Origin of the sequence: Amycolatopsis sp. WAC 04182 (assembly GCF_003947465.1) — a bacterium.
Lineage (GTDB): Bacteria > Actinomycetota > Actinomycetes > Mycobacteriales > Pseudonocardiaceae > Amycolatopsis.
In genome coordinates, this window is sequence record NZ_QHJJ01000002.1 from 1,140,127 (window position 1) to 1,166,077 (window position 25,951).

The following is a 25,951-nucleotide window of genomic DNA, read 5'->3' on the forward strand; positions in this document are numbered from 1 at the left end:
CGACGCAGCGGCCGGACAAGCTCAGAGCAGCGCCACCGCGGCCGCGTACTGCGGCACCAGATGCGCCCCCAGCGAAGCTTTCATCTCCGACATCTTCTTCCCGAACACCACCCGCGGCCGCCCGGTTTCCACCGCCCACCGCACCGTTTCACCGTAGAAGTGGAAGTACAGGTCGGGCCGCCCGCCGAGTTCCAGCGGCAGTGCCGCCCAGTGCCGGGCGATCGGCAGCGTCGGGTGGTCGAGAAGGGTCGCGACGGCGATCGCCCGGCCCGTGGCCGTCTCGCGGTACTCGATGACGTGCACGTCCGGCTGCCGCAGGAGGGCGCCCACGTACCCCACGAACGCCGGGAGCGGCACGATCGGCACATCGTGGTGTTTGGATTCGTTGTGCCGCAAGAGTTCAGCGATCTCGACCGGATCGGCCTCGGCACCCGGCCGCACGCGCACCCCGATCGACGGGTCGGCATCGAAGGTCCGGAAGATCTTGCGCAGGTTCTGTTTGCGTTTCCTGGCCAGCGAGTACATCCAGTCGTCCCGGCTCGAGAACGGCGAGACGTCGAGGACCGCCACGTCCTCGGTCCGGCGCACCATCTTCAGCCTGCCGCGGACACTGTCCACACCGGACTCACCGACCTGGCGTACCAGCAGTGCACGCAGGCCGAGGCCGAGTTCCGCGCGCATGGCCGGGACGAACGAGTCCAGCAGCAGGCCGACGCCGCCGTCGTCGTCCGCGCCGTCGAACCACCAGCCCGGCATCGCCCCTGAGCCGGGGGAACGGACGTCGAGCCCGCCGATTCGTCCGCGTCCCCTCGGGCGGGCGAACCGGTGCCGCCGGGTGAGTCCGGTGACCCAAGCGGAGCTGACCACGCCACGTGGTTCCCCGTCTTCGAGCAGGACCGTGACCGGCTGCTCGGTGCGCGCCGCCCACGCCTGGGTGGTGAGCACCTCCCAGCTCCAGTCCGCGCGCAGACCGGCCTTGGCCCGCAACGGTTTCCAGTAGGCGGGCTCCGGATCACGCCGGGGGTCCAGCACTTCGATCACCATCGCGTCACCGGTCTCGGCACGATGACCCCGAGCAGCGGGACCGGCTGGAAACCGAGGGTCGCCTTGAGATCGGTCAGCCCCCGCCCCATCGACAGGGACTTCCGGTTGCCTTCGACCATGTAGCGCACATTCCGGACGACGGCCTCGAAGTAGAGGTGCTTCGGCCGTCCCTCTTCCGGGGCCAGCGCGGCCCAATGCTGGTGCAGCGGCGCGACCGGGTGATCGAGCACGTTGGTGAACGCGAGCAGCCTGCCCTCGCCGTCGTGGTAGGTCGAGGTGATCACGTCGGGTCTGCGCACGAGTTCGCCGAGGTATTCGGCGGTGACCGGACCGCGCCGGTCGAACTTCACCGGCCCCATCCGCGCACGGTGCTCCCGCAACAGGGTGGCCAGTTCGAGGGCGTCGAGGTCGGTGCGGGCGGCCTCGGTGCGAATGATCACGTCCGGGTCGGCGGCGATCTTCTTCGACTGGCTGCGCAGGCTCAGCCGCCTGCTGCGGCGCAGGGACGCCAGCCACCCGTCGACGTCGACGAACCTGTTCTCCAGGACCGACGTCGGCATCGTGTCGCGCACGGGCCTGCCCCGTCCGGTCAGCATGTCGAGCGTTTCCGGCTCGACGGTCCGGTAAAGGACGCCGAGACAACCGGGCCCGGTGTAGCGGCCGACGGCGCGCTCGAACCGGCGCATGATCTCGCGCCGGTCGGCGGCGTCGGCACCGTCCACGAACAGCCACGGCGGGTATCCGGAAAGCCACGCGTGCTGCACCTCGACCCAGCGCGGCCCGAGCCTCGCCAAGCCGCGCACGGCGCCGGGGCGGTCCGGCGAGACCGGGGCGCACAGCATCGCCAGTACCGCGGCGACGATCTCGCCTCCGTCACTGATCACCGTGAGCACGGTGGGGCTGCGGGAAAAGCGCGACTCCACCCGCAGCAACCCGTAGTCCCACGGAACCGGGGCCTGCTGCGCGGCGAGGAATCCCGCCCAGCCCTCGGGTTCCGGATCGGTCCGCGGGTCGAGCACCCGCACGTCCCAGGTCATCGGCCCAGCACCGGTCTCGGCACGGCGACCGACACCAGGGACCTGGTGCCGAAGCCGAGCGGGGTCTTGTTCTCGAGCATCGCCCGGCCGGCGGTCAGCTCGGGGCGCCGATACGTGATCATGTGCTCCACAGCCCTGGCGTAGAAGTCGACATAGAGCCCTTTCCGTCCGCCGCCCGCGCTCGGCAGCGCGGCCCACTGGTGCAGCGCGCAGCCGTCTTCGGCGTCGAACACCGTGCCGAATCCCAGCAGCCGCCCGGATCCGTCGCGGTAGGTACGAGTGATGACGTCCGGACGGCGGACGAGCGCGTCCAGATAGGACGGGGCGATCGGGCTGCGCGTGTCCATGTGCAGCCCACCGAACCGCGACCGCTGTCCCCCGGCCCAGGCGCGGTCGTCCTGCCTGGACCGGTGGGCGTTGAGCATGACGGCGAGTTCGTGGCAGTCCAGGTCCCGGCGGGACGGCGCCGCCTCGGTGCACAGGTCCCCGTCTTCACGCAGTTCGTGCAGCGTCTTCCGGGCCCCGTCGTCGAGCGCCCGTTCCCATTCGTCCACAGTGGAGTACTCGTTGGCCAGCACAGCGGCCGGGTCGATCTCGCGAGACATCCGGCCGCGGCCGTCCAGCGCCGGGAGGAGTTCCGGGTTCATCGCGCGGTAGATCAGGCCCAGCAGTCCCGGGCCGAGGTGGGCGCACAGTGCTCGCTCGAACCGGCGGACCAGTTCACGCCGCTCGGCCTCGTCCAGCCGCTCGTCGAGCACCCCGGCGGGATACCCGCTGAGCTGCCAGAGGTAGGCCTCCGCCCAGCGCGGGCGGAACCGTCCACCCAGGACGGACAGCGGCGCGAAGTCACCCGCCCGCCAGCTCCGGCACACCATCACGGTGAACGCGCCGACGATCGTCCCGTTCCGGCGGAGCACCGCGAGCACCGCCGGGTTCTTCGCCATCCAGGCTTCCCGGCGCAGGACCTCGTACTCCCACACCGGCCACAGCCTCGCCCGCCGCAGGAAAGCACTCCAGCCCTCGGGTTCGGCCGCGCTTCTCGGATCGAGCACCTCGACCTCGAACGCGGTGCTCCGTGCCGCCACCTTCGTCGTCGCCGTCACGTGAGCACGACCGGTGTCCCGTGTCGCGGGCACGGCGCGATCTCACCACGGACGCCGCCCGCCGGGAGCACGTCCACGAACCGCGGGGAATCCTGGCGCAGCAGCGTGAACGCGAGACCGCCCGTCGTCGGGCGCGCGTAGACGCGAGGCCAGTCGAGGTGCCACCGGCCGCATTCCTCGATCGCGCCCAGGTAGCCCAGCGCCGGATCGTGGAGCACCCCGTACGGGCCGGAGTCCATTGTGTCCAGCTCTCGTCGCGGTACGGATTCGACCCGGTACGCACGGTCGTCGGGCAACGCCGCCGCGAAGACGGCGAGCTGCTTGTCGTCACCGATCGCGAGCACGCGACGACCGCGGCGGAGCTCGGCCGACAGTTCCGCCAGCGCACTCGGCGCCGGCACGTCGGGATCCACCACGCAGCAACGAACTCCACGCGGCAGGTCCACCGGCGCACGCACCTCGTCCCCGCCGAGCACGACCACCAGTGCGTCCCCGGTCACCGCACGTGCCTTGCGCAGCACGGGACCCAGCCCGCGGCTCGGCTCGATCCGTTGCGTGCCACCGGCGAGCGGTACCAGGTCGACGATCTTGTGCACGGCCTCGGCCAGCGGCGCCGCGCCGGCGTTCGTCCCGGTGCGACCGGGCACCAGCACGGGATCCGTCCTGCCATCGAGTGCCCAGCGCTCGCGGTAGAACGGCACCGTCGCGAAGGCCGACCGCACCGACCGCCGATAGGCGGCCCGCCAGGCAGCACTCACCCCCACTGTCCACATGGCGCGCAAGCTTGCGTCATCGACGCCGGTTTGGGAATACCCCGCGCCTGGTTCATCCGGTTTCCGGCCGACTTCCCACCTTTTCGACTGAGCTGAAAGGACGAACTTTCGGTATGTGCTGGCGGGAACAAAGCGAGTCTGCCTATAACACGGGAACTTTCGAGCAGGCACGACCTGCCTGCCGCCTGGGGCCAAGGGGACTCATGAACCGTGAAATCACGACGAGTGACGCTGCGAACACGATAGCGCACTCACCGCAGGGATTCGACAGATGAGCTGGTCGATACCCGGACCTGTGCAGAGTGGACTCACCGTAGTCGTCCCGTGCTTCAACGAAGTCGACAACGTCGAGCCCTCCTATCAGGAGATCGTCGCCGAGTTGGGAAATCTCCCCCTCGAACTGCTCTATGTGGACGATGGGAGTACCGACGGGACGCTGGACGTCATCCGCGCGCTCGCGCACACCGACCCCCGGGTGCGGTACGTGTCCTTCACCCGGAACTTCGGTTTCGAAGCGGCCTTTTCCGCCGGCTATCGCTACGCGGGGAAACCCTGGCTCCTGCACATCGACGCCGACCAGCAGTTTCCGGCTTCCGAAGCGGGGAAATTGATCACCGCGGCCGAGGCGGGCAACGACGCCGTTTTCGGTGTCCGCACCAATAGGCAAGACCCCTTACTAAGGCGCTGGGGCACCGCCGCCTTCCATTTCCTCGGCCGTCGCGTGCTGCGCATCGAAATCCCTCCCGGCGCGACGGCGTTCCGCCTGGTGCGCACGGAGCTCGCGCGCAAGATCGTCGATCTCCGGCTGGGCACCCCGTACTTCCTCGCCACCGTGCCGAGGCTGACCAGCCGCTACACCACCGTCCAGGTGGCACACCGGGCCCGTGAACGCGGCGAGTCCAAGGTCGGCTTCGGTTTCCTTTCCTCGCACGCCATCGAGTTGTTCGTCGGCTTCACCCGGCGGCTGACGACGGTGGCTTCGGGCACGGCGATGCTGACCGCCGGTGTCTCGGTACTCGCCGGGATCGCGGCCGCCACCGGGCTCCTCGGCTTGACCGCCGCGTCGGCGCTGACGTTCGTCCTGTTCTCCGTGTTGCTCACGGTGCTCGCGTTGACCGTCCGCTACCTGGTCGTGGTCGGCGCGGGACAGCCGCGGCCACGGCAGTTCTACATCAGGGAAGCCAACTTCCCGGTCGACGAGGACGACCGGCTCTACGCCTCGGCCATGGCCGAGATCCATCCTGGGGAAAGGCAAGCGGGAGTGAAGAAAACCGAAGACACGGCGGCCGCGCGGAGCCTGGTGATCCTGGGCGGTGCCGACGGTTCGGTCAGCACGTACCACCGGGCGCGGGATCTGGGTTTCCGCACCATCTGCGTGGACGTCCGCGCGAGCGCGCCCGCCGTGGCGCTGGCCGACGAGTTCGTCCAGGTCAGCGTCCGCGCGCCGGAGCAGATCGCGGCGGCACTCGAAGGACGGGACGACATCGCCGGGGTGCTCTGTCCCGCCAGCGACGTCGGGTTGCCCGCGCTCGCTTGGCTCACCCGCCACTGGGGCCTGCCGGACCCGTTGCCCGAGGCCGCCGTCGCCGCTTCGGTCGACAAGTCCGTCTTCCGCGAACTCTGCGACCGGCTACGCCTGCCGACCTACCGCAGTGTCGGCGGGAAGCCGGGGCCGGATCTCGCGCTCGCCGCACAGCAGCTGCGGTTCCCCACGCTGGTGAAACCGGTCGACTCGTCCGGCAGCCGCGGTGTCGTCTCGTGTGCGAGCCCCGGCGGTCTGACCACGGCTTTCTCCGACTCGCTCGCGTTCTCACCGTCCGGAAAGCTGGTCGTCGAGGAACATCTCGACGGCTCGCACTACACGATCGAAGCGCTCGTGGTCGACGGCCGGATCGTGTTCCACGCGGTCACCCGCCGCACGCTGACCCCGCCGCCGTTCTTCGTGACGGCGTCCCACCTGCTGCCCGCCGGGCTGCCGCCGGTGGTCGACCGCGCGCTGCCGGTGATGCTGACCGCGCTGTGCGGGGAACTCGGCTACCGCACCGGACCGCTCACGCTCGACGCGGTTTTGGGCCGGGACGGGAAGTTCTACCTGATCGAGATGGGCGCCCGGATGGGCGGGAACGGCCTGGCCGAGGCGATCGAGCACAGCACCGGCGTCGATCTGATCGCCGCCGGGATCGCCGCCGCGACCGGTGGTGAGGTCGTGCTCTCGCCGCGCGACCCGCGACCGACGCTCATCCACATCCTCGCCTCCGACCGCGGCGGCCGGATCGTGCGCATCGAAGGCGTCGACGAGGTCCGCGCCATGCCCGCGGTCCACAACCTGGAACTGTTCGCGGAGCAGGACTCCTACGTCAAACCGTACGAGCAGGCCGGCTACAAGATGGGGTACGCCGTGCTTTCGGCGCCGACCGTGCCCGAGGTGCTCGCGGCGGAGGACGAGTTGCGTGGCACGCTGAAGTTCCTGCTCGACGAGCAGGGGATGGCGGTACCGCTCCCTTGACCGGAACCTCGCTCACCGGTGCCGCGTCGATCACGGCGCCGAAGCCGTCGATGGTGCTCCGGCTGCTCGCCGGGCGCGGCGTCTTCCGGCTGGCGATCCAGGCGATGGGCCTGGTGCTGGTCACCGCGTGGGGTGCGCACGACTACGGCCGGTTCGCCACCGCGCTGGGGCTGATGACCTGGCTCAACTTCGTGCCGTCGGCGGCGGAGAAGTCGGCGTTGAAATGCCTGCCCCGGCTGCGGATGACGCGGGACGCGGTCGCGGCGCTGGCCGTCCGCGTCGCCGTCGTCCCGGTACTGGCGGTCCTGGCGGCGATGGCGGTCGCGCTGATCGTCGCGCCGGACTCGGACGCCGCGCTGTACCTGACGGCCGCGGGCTGGTCGATCTCCGGTGGCCTGCTGATGACGGTCTCCGGCCTGCACCGCTTCACCGGCCGGTCCACTTTGGACGCCCTGGCGTTCACCGCGGGCGCGCTGGTGGTCGGCGCGGTGACGGTGGGCACCTGGTTCGTCCGCTGGTCGCCGTTGACGCACCTCGGCCTGCTGCTGGCCGGGATCCTGCTCATCCTCGGCTTCTCCGCGGCACTGCTGCCGAGGAAGTGGCTGCGGGTACGGAGGATCGAGGGACACCGGCTCCTGCCCGCCTTCGGCCGGACCACCGTGCTGCTCGGGATGACCGAGGTGCTCGACGTCCTCGCGACGTCGACGGTGTTCGGGGTGCTGGCGCTGGCGGGGCGAACCGTCGACAGTGGACCGTTCTACGTCGCCTTGCTGGCCAGCAGCGCGTTCTGCTCGCTGCTGTTCTATCAGCTCCGGGTGCACCAGCCGTCGATTTCGGCGCGGCTGCGCGGAAGCGGGGCGGCGGCGGGCCGGGCCCGCGCGGTCGAACTGCTGAAGCTGGTCGAACGGGGCTCGCTCGCGTTCCTCGTCCTGGTGGGCATCGCCCTCGTGATCCCGGCGGCCCGCGCGGTGCTGACCGCTGAAGACACCGTCGGCGCGTACGTGGTCCTCGGTGTCTTCGTCCTGGTCGAAACGGTGCTGTTCGCCGTCCGGCTCTACGCGGGCTTCCTGATCGAGAACACCAACAGCAAGGTCCTCACGCTCACCGCGTCGGCGTCGATCGCCGGTCTGGTCGCCACCCCGCTGGCCGCCGCCGCGCTCGTCCCGGCGATGGGACCGGTCGGCGGGTTCGCCGCCCTCGTCTTCGCGATCGGCGCGCGGTCGACCGTCCTCCGGCGGTTGCTGCGCCGCCACCACCCCGAACTCTGAACGTCGCACTGGAGAAGGAAATGTACGTACTGGGAATCAGCAGGGTCCACGACTCGGCGGCCGCGCTCGTGCGCGACGGCGAGATCATCGCGTTCGCCGAAGAAGAACGCTTCACCCGGAAGAAGCACGACGGGGACTTCCCCGCGGAGGCGATCAAGTTCTGCCTGGAGCGCGGCGGGATCACCCTCGCCGACGTCGACCACGTCGCCTACTACTGGCAGCGCTGGCGCGAAGGCATCCACGCGGCGAAGGTGTTCGCGAAGTACTTCCCGGCGACACTGGAGGTGTTCCGCAACCAGAACGGCGACGAGGGCGGCTCCTCGGCGGGAATGGTGGAGACGTTCAAGACCGGTGGCGGCAAAGGCGTCGACGACTACCACGTCGGCGGCGCGGTGCTCGCGCACATCAAGCGGTCCTTCACCCTCGAACGCGATGTGAAGGAGGCCGTGGGCTGGACCGGCCCGACGAAGTTCAAGACGCATCTGGTCGACCACCACAAGGCGCACGCCGCCAGCGGGTACTTCATCTCGCCGTGGGAAGAGTCGGCGGTGCTCACCTTCGACGGGATCGGCAGCGACGGCACCGCGACCTATCTGGGACACGGCAAGGGAAACCGGATCATCGACATCCGGCGGATCAAGTTCCCGCACTCGCTCGGCGCGATGTACGCCGGTGTCACCGGCTATCTCGGCTTCTACCCCACCCGTGACGAAGGCAAGATCATGGGGCTGGCTCCGCTCGGCGACGACACCTACGTCGACGCGTTCAAACAGCTGATCCACCTCGACGACGACGGCGGATACGAGCTCGACCTGAGCTTCTTCGGCCACCACCGCACCGGCAAGCACGTGATGTCGAAGAAGTTCACCGACCTGTTCGGCCCGGCGCGGCCCAAGACCAGGGTCACCGCGGAGAACCCGGTGCCGCAGCACTACTGCGACGTCGCCTACGCGTTGCAGGTCACCTTGGAGGAGGCCGGGCTGCACATCGCGCGCTGGCTGCAGCGGGAAACCGGATCGCGCCGGCTGTGCGTCGCGGGCGGTGTCGCGCTGAACAGCGTGATGAACGGGCGGATCCTGCTGGAAACGCCGTTCGAGGACTTCTTCGCCCAGCCCGCGGCCGCCGACGACGGCTGCGCGCTCGGTTCGGCGCTGGAGGTGTCGGTCGGCAAATACGGCAAGCCGCGTCCTCGTGACGGCTACACCTACACCGGCCCGGACTACACCGAGGCGGAGATGGAACTGGCGCTGCAGGACGCCGGGGTCCGCTACACCAAGGTCGACGACATCGCCGCGCACACGGCGAAGAAGATCTCCGAGGGCAAGATCATCGGCTGGGTGCAGGGCCGGATGGAATGCGGGCCGCGCGCGCTCGGCAACCGCTCGCTGGTCGCCGACCCGCGCGATCCCGATTCCAAGACGCGGATGAACGAGAAGGTCAAGCACCGCGAGGCGTTCCGGCCGTTCGCGCCGTCGTGCCTGGCGGAACGCGCGGGCGACTGGTTCGTCAGCGACTACCCGTCGCCGGTCATGCTGCTGGTGTTCGATGTCCTGCCGGACAAACGCGACGAGGTCCCGGCCATCACCCACGTCGACGGGACGGCCCGCGTGCAGACGGTGACCGAGTCGGACAACCCGCTGTACTACCGGATGATCAGCGAGTTCGAGAAGCTCACCGGGGTGCCGATGGTGGTCAACACCTCGTTCAACGACAACAACGAACCGATCGTCGCCAGCCCGGCCGACGCGGTGGCCTGCTACCTGAAGACCGACGTCGACGCGCTCGCCCTCGGGCCGTTCTGGGCAGAGAAGGACGACCTGTGACCGCGACGCTTCCCGACACCGACGGCTGGATTCCCGCGCTCTACCGGCGGCGGAAATGGCTGTGGCTGGTACCCGCCGTCCCGGCCGTGGTGACCACGCTGCTGATCATGGTGATCCTGCCGCCGGACCAGACGCTGGACAACGTCGTCGACTGGGCCTTCAAACTGTGCCCGTTCGTGTTCGCGGTCGCCACCGTGGCGCTCTTCCCGCGGACCAAAGGGGGTCCGGCGCTGATCGTGCTCGCAGTGTTCCTCTACATGTCCTATTTGGACACCGAGCTGATCATGCGGATCCAGGCGTTCGCCAGGAACGCCGCCACCGACGAGAACGCCTTCCAGCCGGTGTACCAGTTCGAACTGTTCATCGTGACGTTCATCGTCCTGTTCGGGCTGATGGCGTACCGGCTGGGCGGCGGCCGGACGGCGAACGTGCTCAAGACCGGGATCGCGGCGATCCTCGTGGTGATCTCGGGCGCGAACGACCTGACGTTCTGGGCGCTCAACGACGTCTGGGCGGCCGGGACGAAACCGACCGAGCTGAAGTGGGCGTCGCATATGATCGTGTTCCTCGGCGGCCCGCCGAGCGTTCCGGTCGCGGTGATGTTCATGCTGGTGCACCTGGTGCTGGCGGCGATCGTGGTGGCGCTGCCGGTGGGCCGGTGGGTGGACCGGGCACTGGGGCTCAGGTGAGCCTGCGCACCAGACCGTCGGCCAGCAACCGCCCGCGGTCGGTCAGCACCGCGCGTCCCTGACCGTCCAAAGCGGACTGATCCAGCAACCCTTCGGCGGCGGCGGCGCGGGCTTCGGCCCGGCCGTCGTCGTCGAGGGCGTCGAGCGGCAGCCCTTCGGACAGCCGGAGTTCCAGCATCACGCGTTCCAGATGCCGATCCTCGTCGGTCAGCAGTTCGCGGCCCGCGGCGGGCGATTCCCCGGCCGCGAGGGACGCGGCGTAGCGGGCCGGGTGTTTGACGTTCCACCAGCGGACGCCGCCGACGTGGCTGTGCGCGCCGGGCCCGGCGCCCCACCAGTCGCCGCCGCGCCAGTAGCCGATGTTGTGCCGGCAGCGGGCGTCCTCCGAGGTCGCCCAGTTGGACACCTCGTACCAGCGCAACCCCGCCGAGGCGAGGACGCGGTCGATCATCTCGTAGTCGGCGGCCAGCACGTCGTCGTCCGGCGCGGGCAGTTCGCCGCGGCGGATACGGCGGGCGAGCGCGGTGCCCTCTTCGACGATCAGCGCGTACGCCGAGACGTGGTCGACCCCGGCGGCCAGCACCGCGTCCAGCGAAGCCTGGAGATCTTCGGTCCGCTCCCCCGGCGTGCCGTAGATGACGTCGAGGTTGACGTGCTCGAACCCGGCGGCGCGGGCCTCCTCGGCGGCCGCGACCGGGCGGCCCGGGGTGTGCACGCGGTCGAGGATCTTCAGCACGTGCTGTGCGGCCGACTGCATCCCGAGCGAGATCCGGTTGTACCCGGCGTCACGGATGCCCGCGAAGAACTCGGGCGAGGTGGACTCGGGGTTGGACTCCGTCGTCACCTCGGCGTCCGGCGCGAGCCCGAAGGTGTCACGGACAGCGTCGAGAACGCTTCGGAGCCCGTCGGCACCGAGCAGGGACGGGGTGCCGCCGCCGACGAAGACGGTGTCGACCGCGGGCGGCTTTCCCAGTACGCGCGCGGCGAGGTCGAACTCGCGCTTGAGGCCTTCGAGCCAGGACTGCGGCGACGAACCGCTGTCCAGTTCTCCGGCGGTGTAGGTGTTGAAGTCGCAGTAGCCGCAGCGAGTCGCGCAGAAGGGGACGTGCACGTAGACACCGAACGGTCGCGTGCCGAGCCCTTCCAGCGCGCTCTCGGGGAGCGCGGACTCGACGGGCGTGGTGGTTTCGGGCAGCAACGCGGGCACACCCCAGTGTCCCCCACGCCGTGAAGGCCTCCTTCCCCGGGGAAAGAGGCCTTCACGAGACGTGCCGTAGCGGTACTAGGCCAACCCGTTCGCGGCCAGCCATTCCGGCGACGGCGGGATCACCTCGATGATGTCGATCAGGAAGCCGTTCAGGTCCTCGATGTAGAAGTGCCGCTGGCCGAACTCCTCGTCCACGAGTTCGGTGACGATCTTGACCCCCTCCTGGCGCAGCCGCTCGTATTCGGCCGCCGCGTCGTCGACCATGAAGCCGACCATGGAGCCGGCCGCTTCCTGCGCCCGCCACGGCTCCGGCGTGGCCTTGTGACCACGCTTGGCGAAGCTCATCTCGTAGCCGGGGACGCCGACGTTGAGGCTGGAGAACCAGTCGAGCTCGATCGTCACCGTCAACTGCATGTGCCGCTTCCACCAGGCGGTGGTCTCGGCGATGTCGTCGACGAGCACACAGGCACCGAAACCGCTGAGTTGCATCTGGTGTTTCCTCCCAGTTCTAAACCACTTGATGCGTAGTACTATAGGCATAGTGGTTTGACTGAGGCAAGGAGAATGTTCCGATGCGACAGAATCCAGAGCGCCGGACCGCGCTCACCGACGCCGCGATCACCGTCCTCGCCCGCGAAGGCGCACGCGGCCTCACCTACCGCGCCGTGGACGTCGAAGCGGACGTCCCGCCGGGGACCACGTCCAACTACTTCCGCAACCGGGACCAGCTGCTCGGCGAGGTCGGCGTCCGCGTGCACGAGCGGCTGTCGGCCCCGGCGGACGTGATGGCGAACCCGCAGGCGGAGTCGCCCTCCCACGACCGGGTCGGCGTCCTGCTCGGCGAGCTCATGGGGCGGCTGACCGCCCACCGCGAGCCCTACCTCGCCCTCCTCGAACTCCGGCTCGAAGCCACCCGTCGCCCGGATCTTTCGGCCGAGCTGACCAAGACCATCCGCGAGGGCATCGACATGAGCGTCGACTGGCATATCGCGGCGGGCATGCCGGGCGGGCGCCCCGAGGTCCTGCTGATGTACCTCGCACTGACCGGGCTCACCGTCGAACGGCTGACCCTGCCGGAGGTACTCGCGGACGTCACCGACGAAGAGGTCATCCGGATCATCGTGGACCGCGTTCTCCCGTCGTGAGGAGCGCGCGTTCTGCGTCACAATGCCCGGCCGCGAACCCGGACTTGACCTTCCGGACAGGCCCTTGACCAGCCAAAACAACTGAATTCGGGCGACGTTCCCAGCATTCGGACCGGCCTGGACCACATAGTGGGCGCGTGGCACGCTGAATCAATGACCCGCGCCGGAATCACCCTCGTGGCACGCCGCCACGTGGATCTCCGTCGTGTGGCGAGCGCGCTCTGTGCGACGAACCGCTGACTCCCCGCCACCACCACGATCTGCCGGAGGACTCCCATGTCGTCGCCCACGCGCGAGACCCCTGCCCGTACGCCCCGGGTGAAACAGAAACGGGGTGAGGGACAATGGGCTTTGGGGTATCGCGAACCCCTGAACCCCAACGAGCGGTCCAAAAAGGACGACAACCCGCTCAACGTCCGTGCGCGGATCGAGAACATCTACGCCCGCGGCGGCTTCGATTCGATCGACCCGGGTGACCTCCGCGGCCGGTTCCGCTGGTTCGGTCTCTACACCCAGCGCAAGCCGGGGATCGACGGCGGCCGCACCGCGACGCTGGAACCCGAAGAGCTCGACGACCGCTACTTCATGCTGCGGGTGCGGCTCGACGGCGGAGCGCTGACCACCGACCAGCTCGCCGTGCTCGCCGAGATCTCGCAGACCCACGCGCGCGACACCGCCGACATCACCGACCGGCAGAACATCCAGTACCACTGGATCCAGATCGAAGACGTCCCGACGATCTGGGCGAAGCTCGAAAAGGCCGGGATGACCACGCTGGAGGCGTGCGGCGACAGCCCGCGCGTGATCCTCGGCTCCCCCGTCGCGGGTATCGCCGCCGACGAGATCATCGACGGCACCCCCGCGATCGACGAGATCAAACGCCGCTACATCGGTGACCCGCGCTACTCGAACCTGCCGCGCAAGTTCAAGACCGCGGTCTCCGGGCAGCAGGACGTCGCGCACGAGATCAACGACGTCGCCTTCGTCGGCGTGAACCACCCCGAACACGGCCCCGGCTTCGACGTCTGGGTCGGCGGCGGCCTGTCCACCAACCCGATGATCGGGCAGCGGCTGGGCGCCTGGGTCTCGCTCGACGAGGTCCCCGACGTGTGGGAAGGCGTGATCAGCGTCTTCCGCGACTACGGCTACCGGCGGCTCCGCGCCCGCGCCCGGATCAAGTTCCTGGTGAAGGACTGGGGCGCCGCGAAATTCCGCCAGGTACTGGAAGACGAGTACCTCGAGCGCAAGCTGACCGACGGCCCGGCGCCCGAGGTGCCCGCCGCCCAGATCGACCACGTCGGCGTGCACCCGCAGATCGACGGGAAGTTCTACGTCGGCGCCGCGCCGGTCGCGGGCCGCGTGTCCGGCGCCATCCTGCTGGCCGTCGCGAAGGCCGCCGAGCGGGCCGGGTCGAACCGTGTCCGCCTGACGCCGCACCAGAAACTCGTGGTCCTCGACGTCCCCGAGGCCGAGGTGAACGGGCTGAAGAGCGAGCTGGCCGAGCTCGGCTTGGAGACCGAGCCGTCGCCTTGGCGCCGTGGGGTCATGGCGTGCACCGGCCTGGAATTCTGCAAACTCGCGATCGTCGAGACCAAGGCCCGCGCGATCGAACTGGTCACCGAACTGGAAAAACGCCTCGCCGACATCCAGGCCGAGATCGAGAACCCGGTGACCGTGCACCTCAACGGCTGCCCCAACTCGTGCGCCCGCGTCCAGACCGCCGACATCGGGCTCAAGGGCCAGATCGTCACCGACGAGGACGGCAAGCAGGTCGAGGGCTTCCAGGTGCACCTCGGCGGCGGGCTCGGCCTGGACGCCGGTTTCGGCCGGAAACTGCGCGGGCACAAGGTGACCGCGTCGGAGCTGACCGCGTACGTCGAACGGATCGTGCGGGCGTACATCGCCGGCCGCGAACCCGGCGAGCGGTTCGCCCAGTGGGTCCTGCGGGCCGACGAGAGCGTCTTGCAATGACCGAACGCGCGACCCCGTACTACTGCCCTTTCTGTGGCGATGAAGACCTGCGGCCCGAGGAGGGCGGCTCGTGGCTGTGCTCGGGCTGCCGCCGGGTCTTCACCGTGAAGTTCCTCGGACTGTCCTTTCCGGAGGTGTCGCAAGGATGACCGCCACTGCCGACTACAAGACGCTCGCCGAACGGGCTTCGAAGGAGCTCGCGGAAGCGACCGCGACCGAAGCCCTGCGCTGGACCGCGGAGACCTTCGGCGACGACTTCATCGTCGCCTCGAACATGCAGGACGCCGTCCTCATCGATCTGGCCACCCAGGTCAAACCCGACGTCGACGTGCTGTTCCTGCAGACCGGCTACCACTTCCCGGAGACCATCGGCACCCGTGACGCGGTGCAGGCGGTGTACCCGGGCGTGCGGATCGTCAACGCCGAGGCCGCGCAGAGCGTCGCCGAACAGGACGCCGAGTACGGCCCGAAGCTGCACGAGCGCGATCCGAACCAGTGCTGCCACCTGCGCAAGGTCGTGCCGCTGCGTGACACGCTCGCGAAGTACTCGGCGTGGGTGACCGGCGTCCGCCGCGTCGACGCGCCGACCCGCGCGAACACCCCCATCGTCACCTGGGACGACCGCAACGGACTGGTGAAGATCAACCCGATCGCGCCGTGGTCCGACGACGAGTTCAGGGACTACATCGACGAGCACGGGATCCTCGAGAACCCGTTGGTGTCCATCGGTTATCTGTCGATCGGCTGCGCGCCGTGCACCGCCAAGGTCGCTCCGGGCCAGGACCCGCGCAGCGGCCGGTGGGCCGGGCAGGGCAAGACCGAATGCGGCCTCCACGGGTGAGAAGGGACGACATGACCACGCTCGAACCAGTCGCCGCCGCGGCACAGGACAACCTGGCGGCCTTGGAATCCGAGGCCATCCACATCTTCCGCGAGGTGGCGGGCGAGTTCGACCGGCCGGTGATCCTGTTCTCCGGCGGCAAGGACTCGACACTCCTGCTGCACCTGGCGATCAAGGCGTTCTGGCCCGCTCCGGTGCCGTTCCCGCTGCTGCACGTGGACACCGGGCACAACTTCGACGAGGTCATCGACTTCCGCGACCGCGTCGTCGAGCAGCACGGGCTGCGGCTGGTGGTGGCGAAGGTCCAGGACTGGATCGACGACGGCAGGCTCGAAGAGCGCGCCGACGGCATGCGCAATCCGTTGCAGACCACGCCGCTGCTCGACACGATCGCCGAGAACAAGTTCGACGCGGTCTTCGGTGGCGGGCGCCGTGACGAGGAGCGCGCTCGTGCCAAGGAACGGATCTTCAGTCTGCGCAACGCTTTCGGCCAGTGGGAGCCGCGACGCCAGCGCCCCGAACTGTGGAACCTCTACAACGGCCGTCACCGCCCCGGCGAGCAGGTCCGCGTCTTCCCGCTGTCCAACTGGACCGAGGCGGACGTCTGGAACTACATCGCGCGGGAGAAGGTCGAGTTGCCGTCGATCTACTACGCGCACCGGCGCGAGGTCTACCAGCGCGACGGCATGTGGCTGGCCGAAGGCCCGTGGGGCGGGCCGAGGCCGGACGAGGTCGTCAAGGAACTGACCGTGCGCTACCGGACCGTCGGCGACGGTTCGTGCACGGGCGCCATCGAATCGACCGCCGCCACGGTGGACGAGGTCATCGCCGAGGTCTCGGCCTCCCGGCTCACCGAACGCGGCGCCACCCGCGCCGACGACCGGATGTCGGAGGCGGCGATGGAAGACCGCAAGCGGGAAGGGTACTTCTGATGTCCAGCCTCCTCAGGCTCGCGACCGCGGGCAGCGTGGACGACGGGAAGTCGACCCTGGTCGGGCGGCTCCTGTACGACACCAAATCCGTCCTCGCCGACCAGCTGGACGCGGTCACCCGCGCCAGCGTCGACAAAGGACTGTCCACTCCGGACCTCTCCCTGCTCGTGGACGGCCTGCGCTCGGAACGCGAGCAGGGCATCACGATCGACGTGGCGTACCGGTACTTCGCGACGCCCAGGCGCAGTTTCGTGCTCGCGGACACACCGGGCCACGTGCAGTACACCCGGAACACGGTGACCGGGGCGTCCACCGCGCAACTGGCCGTGCTGCTGGTCGACGCGCGCAAGGGCGTCATCGAGCAGACCCGCCGTCACGCCGCGGTGCTCGCGCTGCTGGGCGTCCCGAACCTGGTGCTGGCGGTCAACAAGATCGACCTCGTCGGCTACGACGAAGCGACGTTCACCGTCATCGCCGAGGAGTTCGCCGAGCACGCCGCGTCACTGGGCTACGAACGGGGTTCCGTGCTCGCGGTGCCGGTTTCGGCGCTCGTGGGCGACAACGTGGCGGAGAAGTCGGACAAGACCCCGTGGTACTCCGGCCCGACACTGCTGGAGCACCTGGAAACCGTGCCGGTGGCGCCGGATCCGCACGATTCGGCGTTCCGCTTCCCGGTGCAGTACGTGATCCGGCCGCGCACGGCCGACCACCCCGACTACCGCGGGTACGCGGGGCAGATCGCGGCGGGCACGGTCCGGCCGGGCGACGAGATCGTCGTGCTCCCGCAAGGAATCCGCAGCCGGGTGGAGGCCATCGACACCGCCGACGGGCCGCTCGCCGAAGCCGGCGCCGGTACCTCGGTGACCCTGTTGCTCACGGACGACGTCGACATCTCGCGAGGTGACCTGATCGCCGCCGCCGACCGGCAGCCGACGGTGACCGACGAGATCACCGCGACCCTGTGCTGGCTCTCGGCCAAGGCGCTCAAGCCGGGCGCGCGGGTGCTGGTGAAGCACGGGACGCGGACGGTGCAGGCACTCGTCGGCGAACTCCACGCGCGGTTCGACGAGCAGACCTTGTCCAGTGTGGACGATCCGGGCACGTTGGAACTCAACGACATCGGCCGGGTCACGCTCCGGCTGGCCGAGGAGATCGGCGTCGACGACTACGGCGTCAGCCCGCGGACGGGCGCTTTCCTGGTCATCGACCCGAAGGACGGCGATACACTGGCCGCCGGACTCGTCGGCGAAAGGTTCGCATGACCCCACCCCTCCTGGCCGTCGCCCACGGCAGCCGCGATCCGCGGTCCGCCGCGACCATCCGCGCCCTGCTCGACGTCTCCCGCGGGCTGGCACCGGATCTCGACATCCGCGAGTCCTTTTTGGACCTTTCGGAGCCGCTGCTCACCGACGCCCTGCGCGGCCTCTACGCCGAGGGACATCGCGAGGTCGTCGTGGTGCCCCTGCTGCTCGGCGTGGCGTACCACGCCCGGGTCGACCTGCCCGCGCTCGTCGCCGAGGTGACCGCGGACTGCCCGGGTCTCGACGTGCGGGTTTCCGGGGTGCTGGGCATCGACCCGCTCATCGAGACGGTCGCATTGGACCGGCTCGCCGAGGCGGGCGCCGACCTGGACGATCCCAAGCTCGGGGTCCTGCTGGCCGGCGTCGGTTCGTCGAACGTCGCCGCCAACGACGCGGTCGCCGGGATCACCACCCGCTGGCACCTGCGTCGCGGATTGCTCGCGACCCCCGCCTTCGCCAGCGCCGCGCAGCCGGACGTGCCCGCCGCCATCGCGCGGCTGCGGCTCAACGGCGCACAACGGCTCGCGGTCGCGGGCTGGTTCCTCGCGCCCGGGCTACTGCCGGACCGGATCGCGCGGCTGGCCAGGGAAGCCGACCCGTCGGTGATCGTCGCCGGGCCGCTGGGGCCGGATCCGCGGATCGCCGGGCTCGTCCTGGACCGCTACGACGTCGCCGCCGCCCGGCTCGCCGCCTGAGCATTCCTCGGCACAGTCGTTCATCGGCACAGTAGAGCGCCCGCCTCCCGTTCGGGCGCTTGATACCGATTTTCGGAGGGTCTCGTTCCCAGTTCCGTCACGCCTCGCGTATGGGAACGGAGATTTCTTGACGAGTTACTTAACTTGCCGGTAACTCTCTAAACGCTGCGCAGCTCCCTCTCTCCCCATCGAACCCCCAGGTAGGTGGAACATGAAGGCTGCCCTCCGTGCCCTGGTCTGTGCCTCGGCCGTGCTCGTCCCGCTCGTCGGTCTCGCCGCACCGGCTTCCGCGGCGACCACCGTCGTCTTCGACTGCGAGGCGAAACCGCCGCTCGTCGGCAACAAGTACCTCAAACTGAACCAGGACGCCGACGTCACCGCTCCGGCCACGGTCGCCCCCGGCGCCGCGCTCGACGTCGTCATCGACCCGGCGCCGAACACCGTCCCGGCCGAGGTCAGCGGCTACCAGGTCAAGAACATCAAGGACTTCTCCCTGAAGATCCCGATCCCGGCGAACTCGACCTGGGTGGGCGCCGACCTCGCCGGCGGCTCCGGCATCGGCTCGACCCCGCCGAAGATCACCGTCTCCGGCAGCGTCGCGACGCTGAGCTTCCCCGGCCCGATCGCGGGCGGCTCGACGTTCGAACTGCCGACCGTGACCGCGCACCTGACCGCGGGTTCTTCCGGCACCATCGAGACGAAACTGGGCGGTTCCAGCTACAGCGACCCGGGGCTGACGTTCACCGCCGTGGTCAGCGCCGGCTTCGACGTCTCCGCCCCGACCGCCTGTTTCCCGAACCCGAGCCCGACCTTCACCACGACGACGATCGGCTGACCCGTGCCTGCGCCACCATCCTGCGATGGTGGCGCAGGCCACTGCCCGGCCCGACTTCGCCCATGCGAAGGTGGGGCATGGCTGACGAACTGGTGCACTACGACGTGGTGGGCGGCACCGCCACGATCACCTTGGACTCCCCGCACAACCGCAACGCGCTCTCCGCCCAGCTGCGGCGTGAACTGAGCGAGTCACTGGACAAGGCACAGGCGGACGACGCGGTGCGAGTCATCGTGCTCACCCACACCGGTCCGGTGTTCTGCGCGGGCATGGATCTCAAGGAGGCCCGCGGCGCCGGTGCGGGCGCCCAGGGCGTCAACGAGTTCCCGAAGATCCTCGAGCAGCTGTGGACCAGCCCCAAACCCGTCGTGGCGAGGCTCGCGGGCCCCGCGCGGGCAGGCGGTATCGGCATGGTGGCCGCGACCGACATCGCCGTCGCCGTGCCCGAAGCGACCTTCGCCTTCTCCGAGGTGCGGATCGGCGTCGTGCCCGCCGTCATCTCGCTCACCGTGCTGCCGCGGCTCAACGCCCGCGCCGCGCACGAGCTCTTCCTGACCGGTGACACCTTCGACGCGAAGCGCGCCGTCGAGATCGGCCTGCTGAACTCCACCGTTCCCGCCGACGAACTCGACGACGAGGTCGCCCGCTACGTCAAGGCGCTCGCCCTCGGCGGGCCGAAAGCGCTCGCGGCCACGAAGGAACTGCTCAGCAAGCCGCGTCCGGCGACACCGTCCGAAGGCTTCGAGGCCATGAACAAGCTGTCCGCCGGGTTCTTCGCGAGCGAAGAAGGCCAGGAGGGCATCACGGCCTTCGCGCAGAAGCGCAAGCCGAACTGGGTCCCGGAGGCCTAATCGGGCAAGACGACGGTGAGGCGCCGGGAGTCCTTCCGGTCACCGGAAGGCCCCAGCGCCCGCTGCGCGTCGGAAAGCACGCTGCGAACGGCCAGGTACGCCTTGGGATCGCGCTCCCGGAGACCCGAGGAACCGGACCAGATCAGCACGTGCTCGCCGGCCGGGAGCCACGACAGGTCGGTGAGGCAGTCGTAGAGCGCGTCGAGGTTCTTCCCGAAGTAATCGGGGAACGACAACGCCTCCGCGATCGCGTCGAGCGTCGTGTCCTTGTCGACCGTCCGCACGCCGTCGATCAGATGCGGGTACGCGCCGCGGGCGAACGCCTTGTCCGCCGCTTCCTTGCCCGCGCTCATCGGCTGGGATCCACTACGACGAAGGACTTGTAGTGGTCCTCGGTGTAGTACAGCTCCTTGCCGCTACCGGTCACCAGCCGCCTGGCCCCGCGATCAGGGCTGCCCGGCGTCTTGACCGTGTACTCCCGGTAGTAGCCGGAACCCTTGGCGGGCAGGACCTTCTCCCGGTTCTGGAAGGTGACGTCGTCGTTGCGCGGGTACGGGTACGGCCCGCCCGCCTGGATGAGCTTCCAGGTGTCGGACGCCTGCGAGGGAAGCCCGGTGAGCGGTTTGACCGGGAGACCGGACTCCGCGCCCGCGACCTTGCCCTTCGCCTGGCTCGCCGCGGCGTCGCCCGACGGCGCGGCCGAAGCGGACGAACTCGCCGGAGCGCTCTTCGTGTCGTCACCGCTGATGCCGTCCTTGACGAACCAGCCTGCGAGCACCAGCACGATCAGGCCGATCAGGGCGGCGGTGATCCGCCTACGGTTGAACATGGTGTGCCAGCTTAGGACGGCCGGTCGGAGTCGTTCGCATCGCGGGCCGTGCCGAAGATCCGGGCGACCTTGCCGAACACCGAGTCGAGCACCCAGGCCGCGACCAGGCACAGCGGTACGACGACCGCCATGACCAGCACGAACTGCACGGGAAACGGGGCCTGCGCGAGCCACAGCTCGACGCCGTCCCACCAGTCTGCAAGCCCGTTGAACACGATGTGAGCCTACGCTCGCAGGCACTGCCCCCGCCGGTCAGGCCAGGTAGGTTGCTGACATGTTCGCCGTCTACGCATCCGAACCCAACGCCGAAAAGCCGCTGGACTCGCTCGTGATCGGCAAGCGACCCGAGCCCGACGTGCCCGAAGGCTGGGTGCGGGTCCACGTCAAGGCCGCCAGCCTCAACATGCACGACCTGTGGACGCTGCGCGGCGTCGGCATCAAACCCGAGCAGTTCCCGATGATCCTGGGCTGCGACGGCGCGGGCACTCTCGACGACGGCACCGAGGTCGTCGTCCACTCGGTGATCAACGCCCCTGGCTGGCAGGGCGACGACACTCTCGACCCGAAGCGCACCTTGCTGACCGAGAAGCACCAAGGCACCTTCGCCGAGCAGGTCGTGGTTCCGGCGCGCAACGTCGTGCCGAAGCCGTCGAGCCTGACCTTCGCGGAAGCGGCGACCATGGGCACGGCGTGGCTGACCGCGTACCGGATGCTGTTCGTGAAGTCCGGGCTGCGACCGGGACAGACGATGCTCGTGCAGGGCGCCTCCGGCGGCGTCTCGACCGCCCTCGTCCAGCTCGGGCGTGCGGCCGGATTCCGGGTCTGGGTGACCGGGCGTAGCGAGGAAAAGCGTGCGCTGGCCGAGAGCCTGGGCGCACATCAGACCTTTGAGTCCGGCGCGCGGCTGCCGGAGCGGGTCGACGCCGTCTTCGAAACCGTCGGGAAGGCGACCTGGTCGCACTCGGTGAAGTCGCTCAAACCGGGCGGGATCATCGTCGTTTCGGGCTCGACCAGCGGACCGGATGCTCACGCGGAGTTGCAGCGCGTGTTCTTTCTGCAACTGCGTATCGCGGGTTCGACCATGGGGACCAGGGACGAACTGAACGATCTCCTCGCCTACCTGGAACTCACGGGGGTCCGGCCGCAGATCGGCGCCGAGCTGCCGCTCACCGAAGCCGAAACCGGGTTTAAGAACATGCTCGACGGGGAAACTTCCGGCAAGGTGGTCTTCACCCATTCATCGGAGGGGTGAGCTCTCTCTTTCGCCGGAGCGAAGCGCGCACATAAGCGCACGCCCGCGCGTTCCGCCCAGGTCAAGCAGTCATTTCGCAGTCTTGTCAAGTGTCAAGAACGTTATGACTCGGGGAGCTTTTCACGACCAAAGTTCGACCAAAATCCGACCTCTCGCGGTTAGCCTTGAAGGATGACCGCATCGCAGCGGCCCGAACCGGCGGACCCCGGGGGCCGGACCAGCACCGACGCCGACCCGATCCGCGTCTCGTTCCGGCGCTACGCCGGTGTCCGCACCAGAGTGCTCGAAGTCGGGCCGCAGCCGGTGGAGTCCACCGACCGCGCACCCCGCCGGGTGCTCGGCAAGCGGGCCACCGCGCGCGGACAGGTCAAGCCGACGGCGCCGAGGCTGGTGCTGCTGCACGGCTATTGCGACAGCGCCGACACCTGGCGCCCGGTTCTGGAGTTGCTCGCGGCCGCCGGTGTTCCGGCGGTCGCGGTCGATCTGCCCGGATTCGGTGACGCTCAGCCCTTGCGGCCGGGCCCGATGCTCCCGCAGCTGGACGCGTTCACCGCGGCCGTGGTCAAGGAACAGGCCGTACTCGGCACGGTGGTGCTCGCCGGCAACTCGCTCGGCGGCACGATGAGCCTCCGGGCCGCCGAGAACCACCGGCTGCCGGTCGCGGGCGTGGTGTCGATCGCCGCGCCCGGTTTCGTGGACAGCTGGCTCATCCGCACCGTGGCCCGGTACCCGCTGCCGCTCCGCATGTACTCGGCCCTGCCGCTGCCGATCCCCGGTTTCCTCGTGCGCGCCGTCGCCGAGCAGGTCGTCCCCCGCCTGCTGTACGCCGATTCCTCCGCCGCGGACGCCGACCAGGTCCGCCGGTTCACCTCGCTCTTCCCGGACTACCGGTCCACGACCACCCGGCTCGACCAGGCGAGGCAACTCGTCGAGGAGCTGGCGAACGCGTATCGGCTGGAGGAGATCCGCGTTCCGCTCCTGGTGGTCGTCTGCGGCAAGGACAAGCTGGTCAGCGCCGCCTCCGGGCGCCAGCTGCACGCGCTGGTCCCGCACAGCAGGCTGATGGTGCGCGAGGACTGGGGCCACTGCCCGCAACTGGACGACCCCGTCGAGATCTCCGAGTTGCTGACCTACTTCTCGGCCGGCGCGTCCAGGCCGTCGAAGATCGCCGCTCGCGTGGCCGCCGAAGTGAGCGAGGACACCGTCGCCGGATAGGTGCGATGTCCGGTCTCCCGCTACGGTGCCCTTCGGACTGTGACCCAGTTCGAAAGTCACAACCTGTTGGGAGACGACGATGTCCGCACCGCGCAGCCTGGGCTCGGGATCCGGGATTTTCCGCCGTAAACCGATCGATCAGATCGAAGAACTCAGTGGGGGCGGAGGTCTCCAACGCACGCTCGGCCTGCGGCAGCTGACCGCGATCGGCGTCGGCGGCATCATCGGCGCGGGGATCTTCTCCCTGGCCGGCGCGGTCGCGAACAAGACGGCCGGACCCGCCGTGCTCATCTCGTTCCTCATCGCGGGTATCGCCAGCGCCGCCGCCGCGTTCTCCTACGCCGAGTTCGCAGGGTTGATCCCCCGCGCCGGGTCGGCCTACACCTACGGCTACACCGTGCTGGGCGAGATCGTCGGCTGGTTCATCGGCTGGGACCTGCTGCTGGAGTACACCGCGATCGTGGCGGTGGTCGCGATCGGCATCTCCGGCTACTTCAACGAACTCCTGGGCTATCTCAACATCGAACTCCCGACGTGGATGCTGGGCGCTCCAGGCACCGAAAAGGCCGGGGTCGAACCGGGGTCCTACAAGATCAACCTGTTCGCCGTGCTGCTGTGCCTGCTGATCGCCTTCATCCTCAACCAGGGCATGAAGAACGCGGCCCGGTTCGAAACGCTGCTGGTCTATCTGAAGGTCGGCCTGGTCCTGCTGGTCATCGTTGTCGGCGTCTTCCACATCAACACCGACAACTACTCGAACTTCTTCCCGTTCGGCCTCAGCGGCGCCTTCACCGGCGCGGCGACCGTGTTCTTCGCGGTCTTCGGATACGACGCCATGTCCACTGCGGCCGAGGAATCGACCGACTCCCAGAAGCACATGCCGAAGGCGATCATCTACTCGCTCGCCATCTCGATGGTGCTCTACGTGCTGGCCTGCCTGGTCCTGACCGGGATGGTCAACTACAAGGACATCGACAGCGAGGCCGCCTTCTCCAGCGCCTTCGACGGCCTGGGCATGAAGTGGCTCGGCCTGATCATCGCCGTCGGCGCGATCATCGGGATCACCACCGTGCTGTTCACCTTCCTCATGGGCGCGAGCCGGGTCGGCTACTCGATGAGCCGCGACGGCCTGCTGCCCAAGTGGTTCGGCAAGACCCACCCGGTGCGCAAGGTGCCGAGCCGGATGACCTGGGTGCTCGGCATCGCGTCGGCGGTCATCGCCGGGCTGCTGCCCATCGGTGAGGCCGCGGAACTGACGAACATCGGCATCCTGCTCGCGTTCGTCGTCGTCTGCATCGCGGTGATCGTGCTGCGCTACAAGCAGCCCGACCTGCCCCGCACGTTCAAGACGCCGGGTATGCCGATCGTGCCGATCATCGGCGTCGTCTTCTCGATCTGGCTGATCACGTTCCTGAACCCGGAGACCTGGCTGCGGTTCGCGGCCTGGTTCGGCGTCGGCCTGATCATCTACTTCGCCTACAGCCGCCGTCACTCCGCGATGAACGCGGACAACGGCGACGCGAAGCAGGTCAGCGGAGACGACTCAAACGCGTAGCGGCTTCGCGGGCTTCGGTCTGGAGGCGTTCGACGATCGACGCCGCCGGGCCGGAGCCCGCGAGTTCGTAGGTCTGCCCCGCGTAGAGGGACATGATCTCGGGGTCGCCCGCCTTGCCCGCCGCCGCACGGATCGGTTTGGTCAGGTTGTTGACCTCCGGATACGCCGACGGCGCCGTCGCCGAGAAATCCGCGACCACGCGGTTGACCAGCGACCGGGCGGGACGTCCGCTGAACGCCCTGGTGAACGCCGTCGGCCTTCCTCCGTCCGCGAGCGCCTGCCGGTGCGCGGGCTGCGTCCCGGCCTCGTCCGCCCGCAGGAAAGCGGTGCCCAGTTGTGCCGCGACGGCCCCCGCCGCCAGCACCGCCGCGATATCGGCGCCGTGCACGAGGCCGCCCGTCGCGACAAGCGGCAAAGCCGTCCGCGCCGAGACCAGGCGAAGCAGGCTGAGGACGCCGTACTGCGCGCCGCCACCTTCGGCTCCCGGCTCGTCAGCGAAGAGCCCTCGATGTGCTCCGGCCTCGAATCCCTGGACCACGAGGGCGTCCGCGCCGACGGCCACGGCCTGATCGGCTTCCGCCGGGCCGGTCACGGTGACCACCACGCTGCTCCCGTTGGCGTGCAAGCGTTCGACGTCCTCGGGTGAAGGTGTCCCGAAGGTGAACGAAACGACCGGCACCTTCCGCTCCAGGACGACGTCGAGCTTCGCGGCATAGGCGTCGTCGTCCCAGCGTGGCTCGCCGGGCTCGACACCGTGGCGTTCGGCCTCGGCGCGCCAGCGCTCGATGTGCGCGCCGAGGTCCGCCTCGGCGGCGCCGCCCGGGACGAAGAGGTTCACGCCGAACGGCTCGCCGGTCAGCTCGGCCGTCTTCGCGATCCGGTCTGAGAGGGTATCGGCGCTCAGATAGCCCCCGGCCAGGAAGCCGAATCCTCCCGCCGCGGTCACCGCGGCCACGAGCTCGGGAGTGGTCGGCCCGCCCGCCATCGGGGCCGCGATCACGGGAAAACGCAGATCTTCGAACACGTTTCCGACGATAGTCCCCTCGTGGCGACACGGAATGTGACGTTCGAGTCACTCC

At 69.1% G+C, this 25,951-nt stretch carries 26 protein-coding genes and 2 pseudogenes; 18 read left to right on the top strand and 10 right to left on the bottom strand.

The window, feature by feature from the left end:
• Positions 1–21 precede the first annotated feature (21 nt).
• The 4 genes from DMH01_RS12605 to DMH01_RS12620 are packed head-to-tail and all read right to left on the bottom strand — an operon-like array spanning position 22 to position 3,906.
• Complete coding sequence (locus DMH01_RS12605) at positions 22–1,044, bottom strand: GNAT family N-acetyltransferase (RefSeq protein ID WP_125676182.1); 1,023 nt, start codon at positions 1,042–1,044, stop codon at positions 22–24.
• Positions 1,038–2,081 (bottom strand): GNAT family N-acetyltransferase, encoded by a 1,044-nt coding sequence (locus DMH01_RS12610; RefSeq protein ID WP_125676184.1) that lies wholly within the window; start codon positions 2,079–2,081, stop codon positions 1,038–1,040. The genes DMH01_RS12605 and DMH01_RS12610 overlap by 7 nt, the downstream gene beginning before the upstream one ends.
• Positions 2,078–3,184, bottom strand: a complete 1,107-nt coding sequence (locus DMH01_RS12615) for a hypothetical protein (RefSeq protein WP_125676186.1) — start codon at positions 3,182–3,184, stop codon at positions 2,078–2,080. Before DMH01_RS12615 ends, DMH01_RS12610 begins: the two co-directional genes overlap by 4 nt.
• Positions 3,181–3,906: a hypothetical protein gene (locus DMH01_RS12620; protein ID WP_125676743.1), complete on the bottom strand. Its 726-nt coding sequence runs from the start codon at positions 3,904–3,906 to the stop codon at positions 3,181–3,183. Before DMH01_RS12620 ends, DMH01_RS12615 begins: the two co-directional genes overlap by 4 nt.
• A gap of 322 nt (positions 3,907–4,228) precedes the next feature.
• Here DMH01_RS12620 and DMH01_RS43680 point away from each other — a divergent pair.
• The 5 genes and pseudogenes from DMH01_RS43680 to DMH01_RS12640 all read left to right on the top strand — a co-directional run.
• Positions 4,229–5,179: pseudogene (locus DMH01_RS43680) on the top strand (glycosyltransferase family 2 protein); the annotation flags it as partial.
• A gap of 387 nt (positions 5,180–5,566) precedes the next feature.
• A pseudogene (locus DMH01_RS43270) lies at positions 5,567–6,463 on the top strand (ATP-grasp domain-containing protein); the annotation flags it as partial.
• Positions 6,460–7,731: a hypothetical protein gene (locus DMH01_RS12630; RefSeq protein WP_125676190.1), complete on the top strand. Its 1,272-nt coding sequence runs from the start codon at positions 6,460–6,462 to the stop codon at positions 7,729–7,731. The pseudogene DMH01_RS43270 and the gene DMH01_RS12630, both read left to right, overlap by 4 nt.
• A gap of 20 nt (positions 7,732–7,751) precedes the next feature.
• On the top strand, positions 7,752–9,554 hold the full coding sequence (locus DMH01_RS12635) for a carbamoyltransferase C-terminal domain-containing protein (RefSeq protein WP_125676192.1): 1,803 nt from the start codon (positions 7,752–7,754) through the stop codon (positions 9,552–9,554).
• Positions 9,551–10,243 carry a hypothetical protein gene (locus DMH01_RS12640; protein ID WP_125676193.1) on the top strand — a complete coding sequence of 231 codons (693 nt, stop codon included), beginning with the start codon at positions 9,551–9,553 and terminating at the stop codon, positions 10,241–10,243. The genes DMH01_RS12635 and DMH01_RS12640 overlap by 4 nt, the downstream gene beginning before the upstream one ends.
• On the opposite strand, the gene hemW is transcribed toward DMH01_RS12640, so the two are convergent.
• Together hemW and DMH01_RS12650 are read right to left on the bottom strand one after the other, a co-directional pair.
• Positions 10,236–11,450, bottom strand: a complete 1,215-nt coding sequence (gene hemW / locus DMH01_RS12645; protein WP_125676195.1) for a radical SAM family heme chaperone HemW — start codon at positions 11,448–11,450, stop codon at positions 10,236–10,238. The two genes, DMH01_RS12640 and hemW, sit on opposite strands and share 8 nt — an antisense overlap.
• Before the next feature lie 75 nt (positions 11,451–11,525).
• Positions 11,526–11,939 carry a VOC family protein gene (locus DMH01_RS12650; RefSeq protein ID WP_125676197.1) on the bottom strand — a complete coding sequence of 138 codons (414 nt, stop codon included), beginning with the start codon at positions 11,937–11,939 and terminating at the stop codon, positions 11,526–11,528.
• Positions 11,940–12,022: 83 nt separating this feature from the next.
• Between DMH01_RS12650 and DMH01_RS12655 the strand changes: the two genes are divergently transcribed.
• The 10 genes from DMH01_RS12655 to DMH01_RS12695 all read left to right on the top strand — a co-directional run bounded on the left by DMH01_RS12655 (position 12,023) and on the right by DMH01_RS12695 (position 20,021).
• On the top strand, positions 12,023–12,595 hold the full coding sequence (locus DMH01_RS12655) for a TetR/AcrR family transcriptional regulator (protein WP_125676199.1): 573 nt from the start codon (positions 12,023–12,025) through the stop codon (positions 12,593–12,595).
• A gap of 153 nt (positions 12,596–12,748) precedes the next feature.
• Positions 12,749–12,835, top strand: coding sequence for a putative leader peptide (locus DMH01_RS43685; RefSeq protein WP_360907593.1), 87 nt, complete (start codon positions 12,749–12,751; stop codon positions 12,833–12,835).
• 36 nt (positions 12,836–12,871) lie between these two features.
• Positions 12,872–14,566, top strand: a complete 1,695-nt coding sequence (locus tag DMH01_RS12660; protein ID WP_125676201.1) for a nitrite/sulfite reductase — start codon at positions 12,872–12,874, stop codon at positions 14,564–14,566.
• Entirely contained in the window at positions 14,563–14,715 is a 153-nt protein-coding gene (locus DMH01_RS12665) for a hypothetical protein (protein ID WP_034316341.1), read from the top strand. Before DMH01_RS12660 ends, DMH01_RS12665 begins: the two co-directional genes overlap by 4 nt.
• Positions 14,712–15,407 carry a phosphoadenylyl-sulfate reductase gene (locus DMH01_RS12670; RefSeq protein WP_125676203.1) on the top strand — a complete coding sequence of 232 codons (696 nt, stop codon included), beginning with the start codon at positions 14,712–14,714 and terminating at the stop codon, positions 15,405–15,407. The genes DMH01_RS12665 and DMH01_RS12670 overlap by 4 nt, the downstream gene beginning before the upstream one ends.
• Before the next feature lie 11 nt (positions 15,408–15,418).
• Entirely contained in the window at positions 15,419–16,339 is a 921-nt protein-coding gene (gene cysD / locus DMH01_RS12675) for a sulfate adenylyltransferase subunit CysD (RefSeq protein WP_034316337.1), read from the top strand.
• Entirely contained in the window at positions 16,339–17,601 is a 1,263-nt protein-coding gene (locus DMH01_RS12680) for a sulfate adenylyltransferase subunit 1 (protein WP_125676205.1), read from the top strand. The genes cysD and DMH01_RS12680 overlap by 1 nt, the downstream gene beginning before the upstream one ends.
• A complete protein-coding gene (locus tag DMH01_RS12685; RefSeq protein ID WP_125676207.1) occupies positions 17,598–18,335 on the top strand; it encodes a sirohydrochlorin chelatase in 738 nt (245 codons plus the stop codon). Before DMH01_RS12680 ends, DMH01_RS12685 begins: the two co-directional genes overlap by 4 nt.
• Before the next feature lie 211 nt (positions 18,336–18,546).
• Complete coding sequence (locus DMH01_RS12690; protein ID WP_125676209.1) at positions 18,547–19,170, top strand: cyclase; 624 nt, start codon at positions 18,547–18,549, stop codon at positions 19,168–19,170.
• Positions 19,171–19,247: 77 nt separating this feature from the next.
• Complete coding sequence (locus DMH01_RS12695) at positions 19,248–20,021, top strand: enoyl-CoA hydratase family protein (RefSeq protein WP_125676211.1); 774 nt, start codon at positions 19,248–19,250, stop codon at positions 20,019–20,021.
• Here DMH01_RS12695 and DMH01_RS12700 read toward each other — a convergent pair.
• The 3 genes from DMH01_RS12700 to DMH01_RS12710 are packed head-to-tail and all read right to left on the bottom strand — an operon-like array spanning position 20,018 to position 21,065.
• On the bottom strand, positions 20,018–20,374 hold the full coding sequence (locus tag DMH01_RS12700; RefSeq protein WP_125676213.1) for a barstar family protein: 357 nt from the start codon (positions 20,372–20,374) through the stop codon (positions 20,018–20,020). The genes DMH01_RS12695 and DMH01_RS12700 overlap by 4 nt on opposite strands.
• Entirely contained in the window at positions 20,371–20,850 is a 480-nt protein-coding gene (locus tag DMH01_RS12705) for a ribonuclease domain-containing protein (RefSeq protein WP_125676214.1), read from the bottom strand. Before DMH01_RS12705 ends, DMH01_RS12700 begins: the two co-directional genes overlap by 4 nt.
• An 11-nt stretch (positions 20,851–20,861) precedes the next feature.
• Positions 20,862–21,065: a hypothetical protein gene (locus DMH01_RS12710; protein ID WP_125676216.1), complete on the bottom strand. Its 204-nt coding sequence runs from the start codon at positions 21,063–21,065 to the stop codon at positions 20,862–20,864.
• A gap of 59 nt (positions 21,066–21,124) precedes the next feature.
• Between DMH01_RS12710 and DMH01_RS12715 the strand changes: the two genes are divergently transcribed.
• From DMH01_RS12715 to DMH01_RS12725, 3 genes are all read left to right on the top strand, one after another.
• Positions 21,125–22,102: a zinc-binding dehydrogenase gene (locus tag DMH01_RS12715; protein ID WP_125676218.1), complete on the top strand. Its 978-nt coding sequence runs from the start codon at positions 21,125–21,127 to the stop codon at positions 22,100–22,102.
• A 171-nt stretch (positions 22,103–22,273) separates the two neighbouring features.
• Positions 22,274–23,317 (top strand): alpha/beta hydrolase, encoded by a 1,044-nt coding sequence (locus DMH01_RS12720; protein ID WP_125676220.1) that lies wholly within the window; start codon positions 22,274–22,276, stop codon positions 23,315–23,317.
• A 79-nt stretch (positions 23,318–23,396) separates the two neighbouring features.
• Positions 23,397–24,872, top strand: a complete 1,476-nt coding sequence (locus tag DMH01_RS12725; protein ID WP_125676222.1) for an amino acid permease — start codon at positions 23,397–23,399, stop codon at positions 24,870–24,872.
• Here the strand turns inward: DMH01_RS12725 and DMH01_RS12730 are convergent.
• The gene (locus DMH01_RS12730; protein ID WP_125676224.1) at positions 24,847–25,896 is read right to left on the bottom strand and encodes a nitronate monooxygenase; all 1,050 of its coding nucleotides are present in this window, start codon (positions 25,894–25,896) and stop codon (positions 24,847–24,849) included. The two genes, DMH01_RS12725 and DMH01_RS12730, sit on opposite strands and share 26 nt — an antisense overlap.
• Positions 25,897–25,951 lie beyond the last annotated feature (55 nt).

What these genes read in the sequence shown, in the direction of transcription:
- DMH01_RS12605 (WP_125676182.1), bottom strand. Translation starts at nt 1,044, where the DNA reads ATGGTGATCGAAGTGCTGGACCCCCGGCGTGATCCGGAGCCCGCCTAC.
- DMH01_RS12610 (WP_125676184.1), bottom strand. Translation starts at nt 2,081, where the DNA reads ATGACCTGGGACGTGCGGGTGCTCGACCCGCGGACCGATCCGGAACCC.
- DMH01_RS12635 (WP_125676192.1), top strand. Translation starts at nt 7,752, where the DNA reads ATGTACGTACTGGGAATCAGCAGGGTCCACGACTCGGCGGCCGCGCTC.
- DMH01_RS12650 (WP_125676197.1), bottom strand. Translation starts at nt 11,939, where the DNA reads ATGCAACTCAGCGGTTTCGGTGCCTGTGTGCTCGTCGACGACATCGCC.
- DMH01_RS12655 (WP_125676199.1), top strand. Translation starts at nt 12,023, where the DNA reads ATGCGACAGAATCCAGAGCGCCGGACCGCGCTCACCGACGCCGCGATC.
- DMH01_RS43685 (WP_360907593.1), top strand. Translation starts at nt 12,749, where the DNA reads ATGACCCGCGCCGGAATCACCCTCGTGGCACGCCGCCACGTGGATCTC.
- DMH01_RS12660 (WP_125676201.1), top strand. Translation starts at nt 12,872, where the DNA reads ATGTCGTCGCCCACGCGCGAGACCCCTGCCCGTACGCCCCGGGTGAAA.
- DMH01_RS12665 (WP_034316341.1), top strand. Translation starts at nt 14,563, where the DNA reads ATGACCGAACGCGCGACCCCGTACTACTGCCCTTTCTGTGGCGATGAA.
- DMH01_RS12670 (WP_125676203.1), top strand. Translation starts at nt 14,712, where the DNA reads ATGACCGCCACTGCCGACTACAAGACGCTCGCCGAACGGGCTTCGAAG.
- cysD (WP_034316337.1), top strand. Translation starts at nt 15,419, where the DNA reads ATGACCACGCTCGAACCAGTCGCCGCCGCGGCACAGGACAACCTGGCG.
- DMH01_RS12680 (WP_125676205.1), top strand. Translation starts at nt 16,339, where the DNA reads ATGTCCAGCCTCCTCAGGCTCGCGACCGCGGGCAGCGTGGACGACGGG.
- DMH01_RS12685 (WP_125676207.1), top strand. Translation starts at nt 17,598, where the DNA reads ATGACCCCACCCCTCCTGGCCGTCGCCCACGGCAGCCGCGATCCGCGG.
- DMH01_RS12690 (WP_125676209.1), top strand. Translation starts at nt 18,547, where the DNA reads ATGAAGGCTGCCCTCCGTGCCCTGGTCTGTGCCTCGGCCGTGCTCGTC.
- DMH01_RS12695 (WP_125676211.1), top strand. Translation starts at nt 19,248, where the DNA reads ATGGCTGACGAACTGGTGCACTACGACGTGGTGGGCGGCACCGCCACG.
- DMH01_RS12700 (WP_125676213.1), bottom strand. Translation starts at nt 20,374, where the DNA reads ATGAGCGCGGGCAAGGAAGCGGCGGACAAGGCGTTCGCCCGCGGCGCG.
- DMH01_RS12705 (WP_125676214.1), bottom strand. Translation starts at nt 20,850, where the DNA reads ATGTTCAACCGTAGGCGGATCACCGCCGCCCTGATCGGCCTGATCGTG.
- DMH01_RS12715 (WP_125676218.1), top strand. Translation starts at nt 21,125, where the DNA reads ATGTTCGCCGTCTACGCATCCGAACCCAACGCCGAAAAGCCGCTGGAC.
- DMH01_RS12720 (WP_125676220.1), top strand. Translation starts at nt 22,274, where the DNA reads ATGACCGCATCGCAGCGGCCCGAACCGGCGGACCCCGGGGGCCGGACC.
- DMH01_RS12725 (WP_125676222.1), top strand. Translation starts at nt 23,397, where the DNA reads ATGTCCGCACCGCGCAGCCTGGGCTCGGGATCCGGGATTTTCCGCCGT.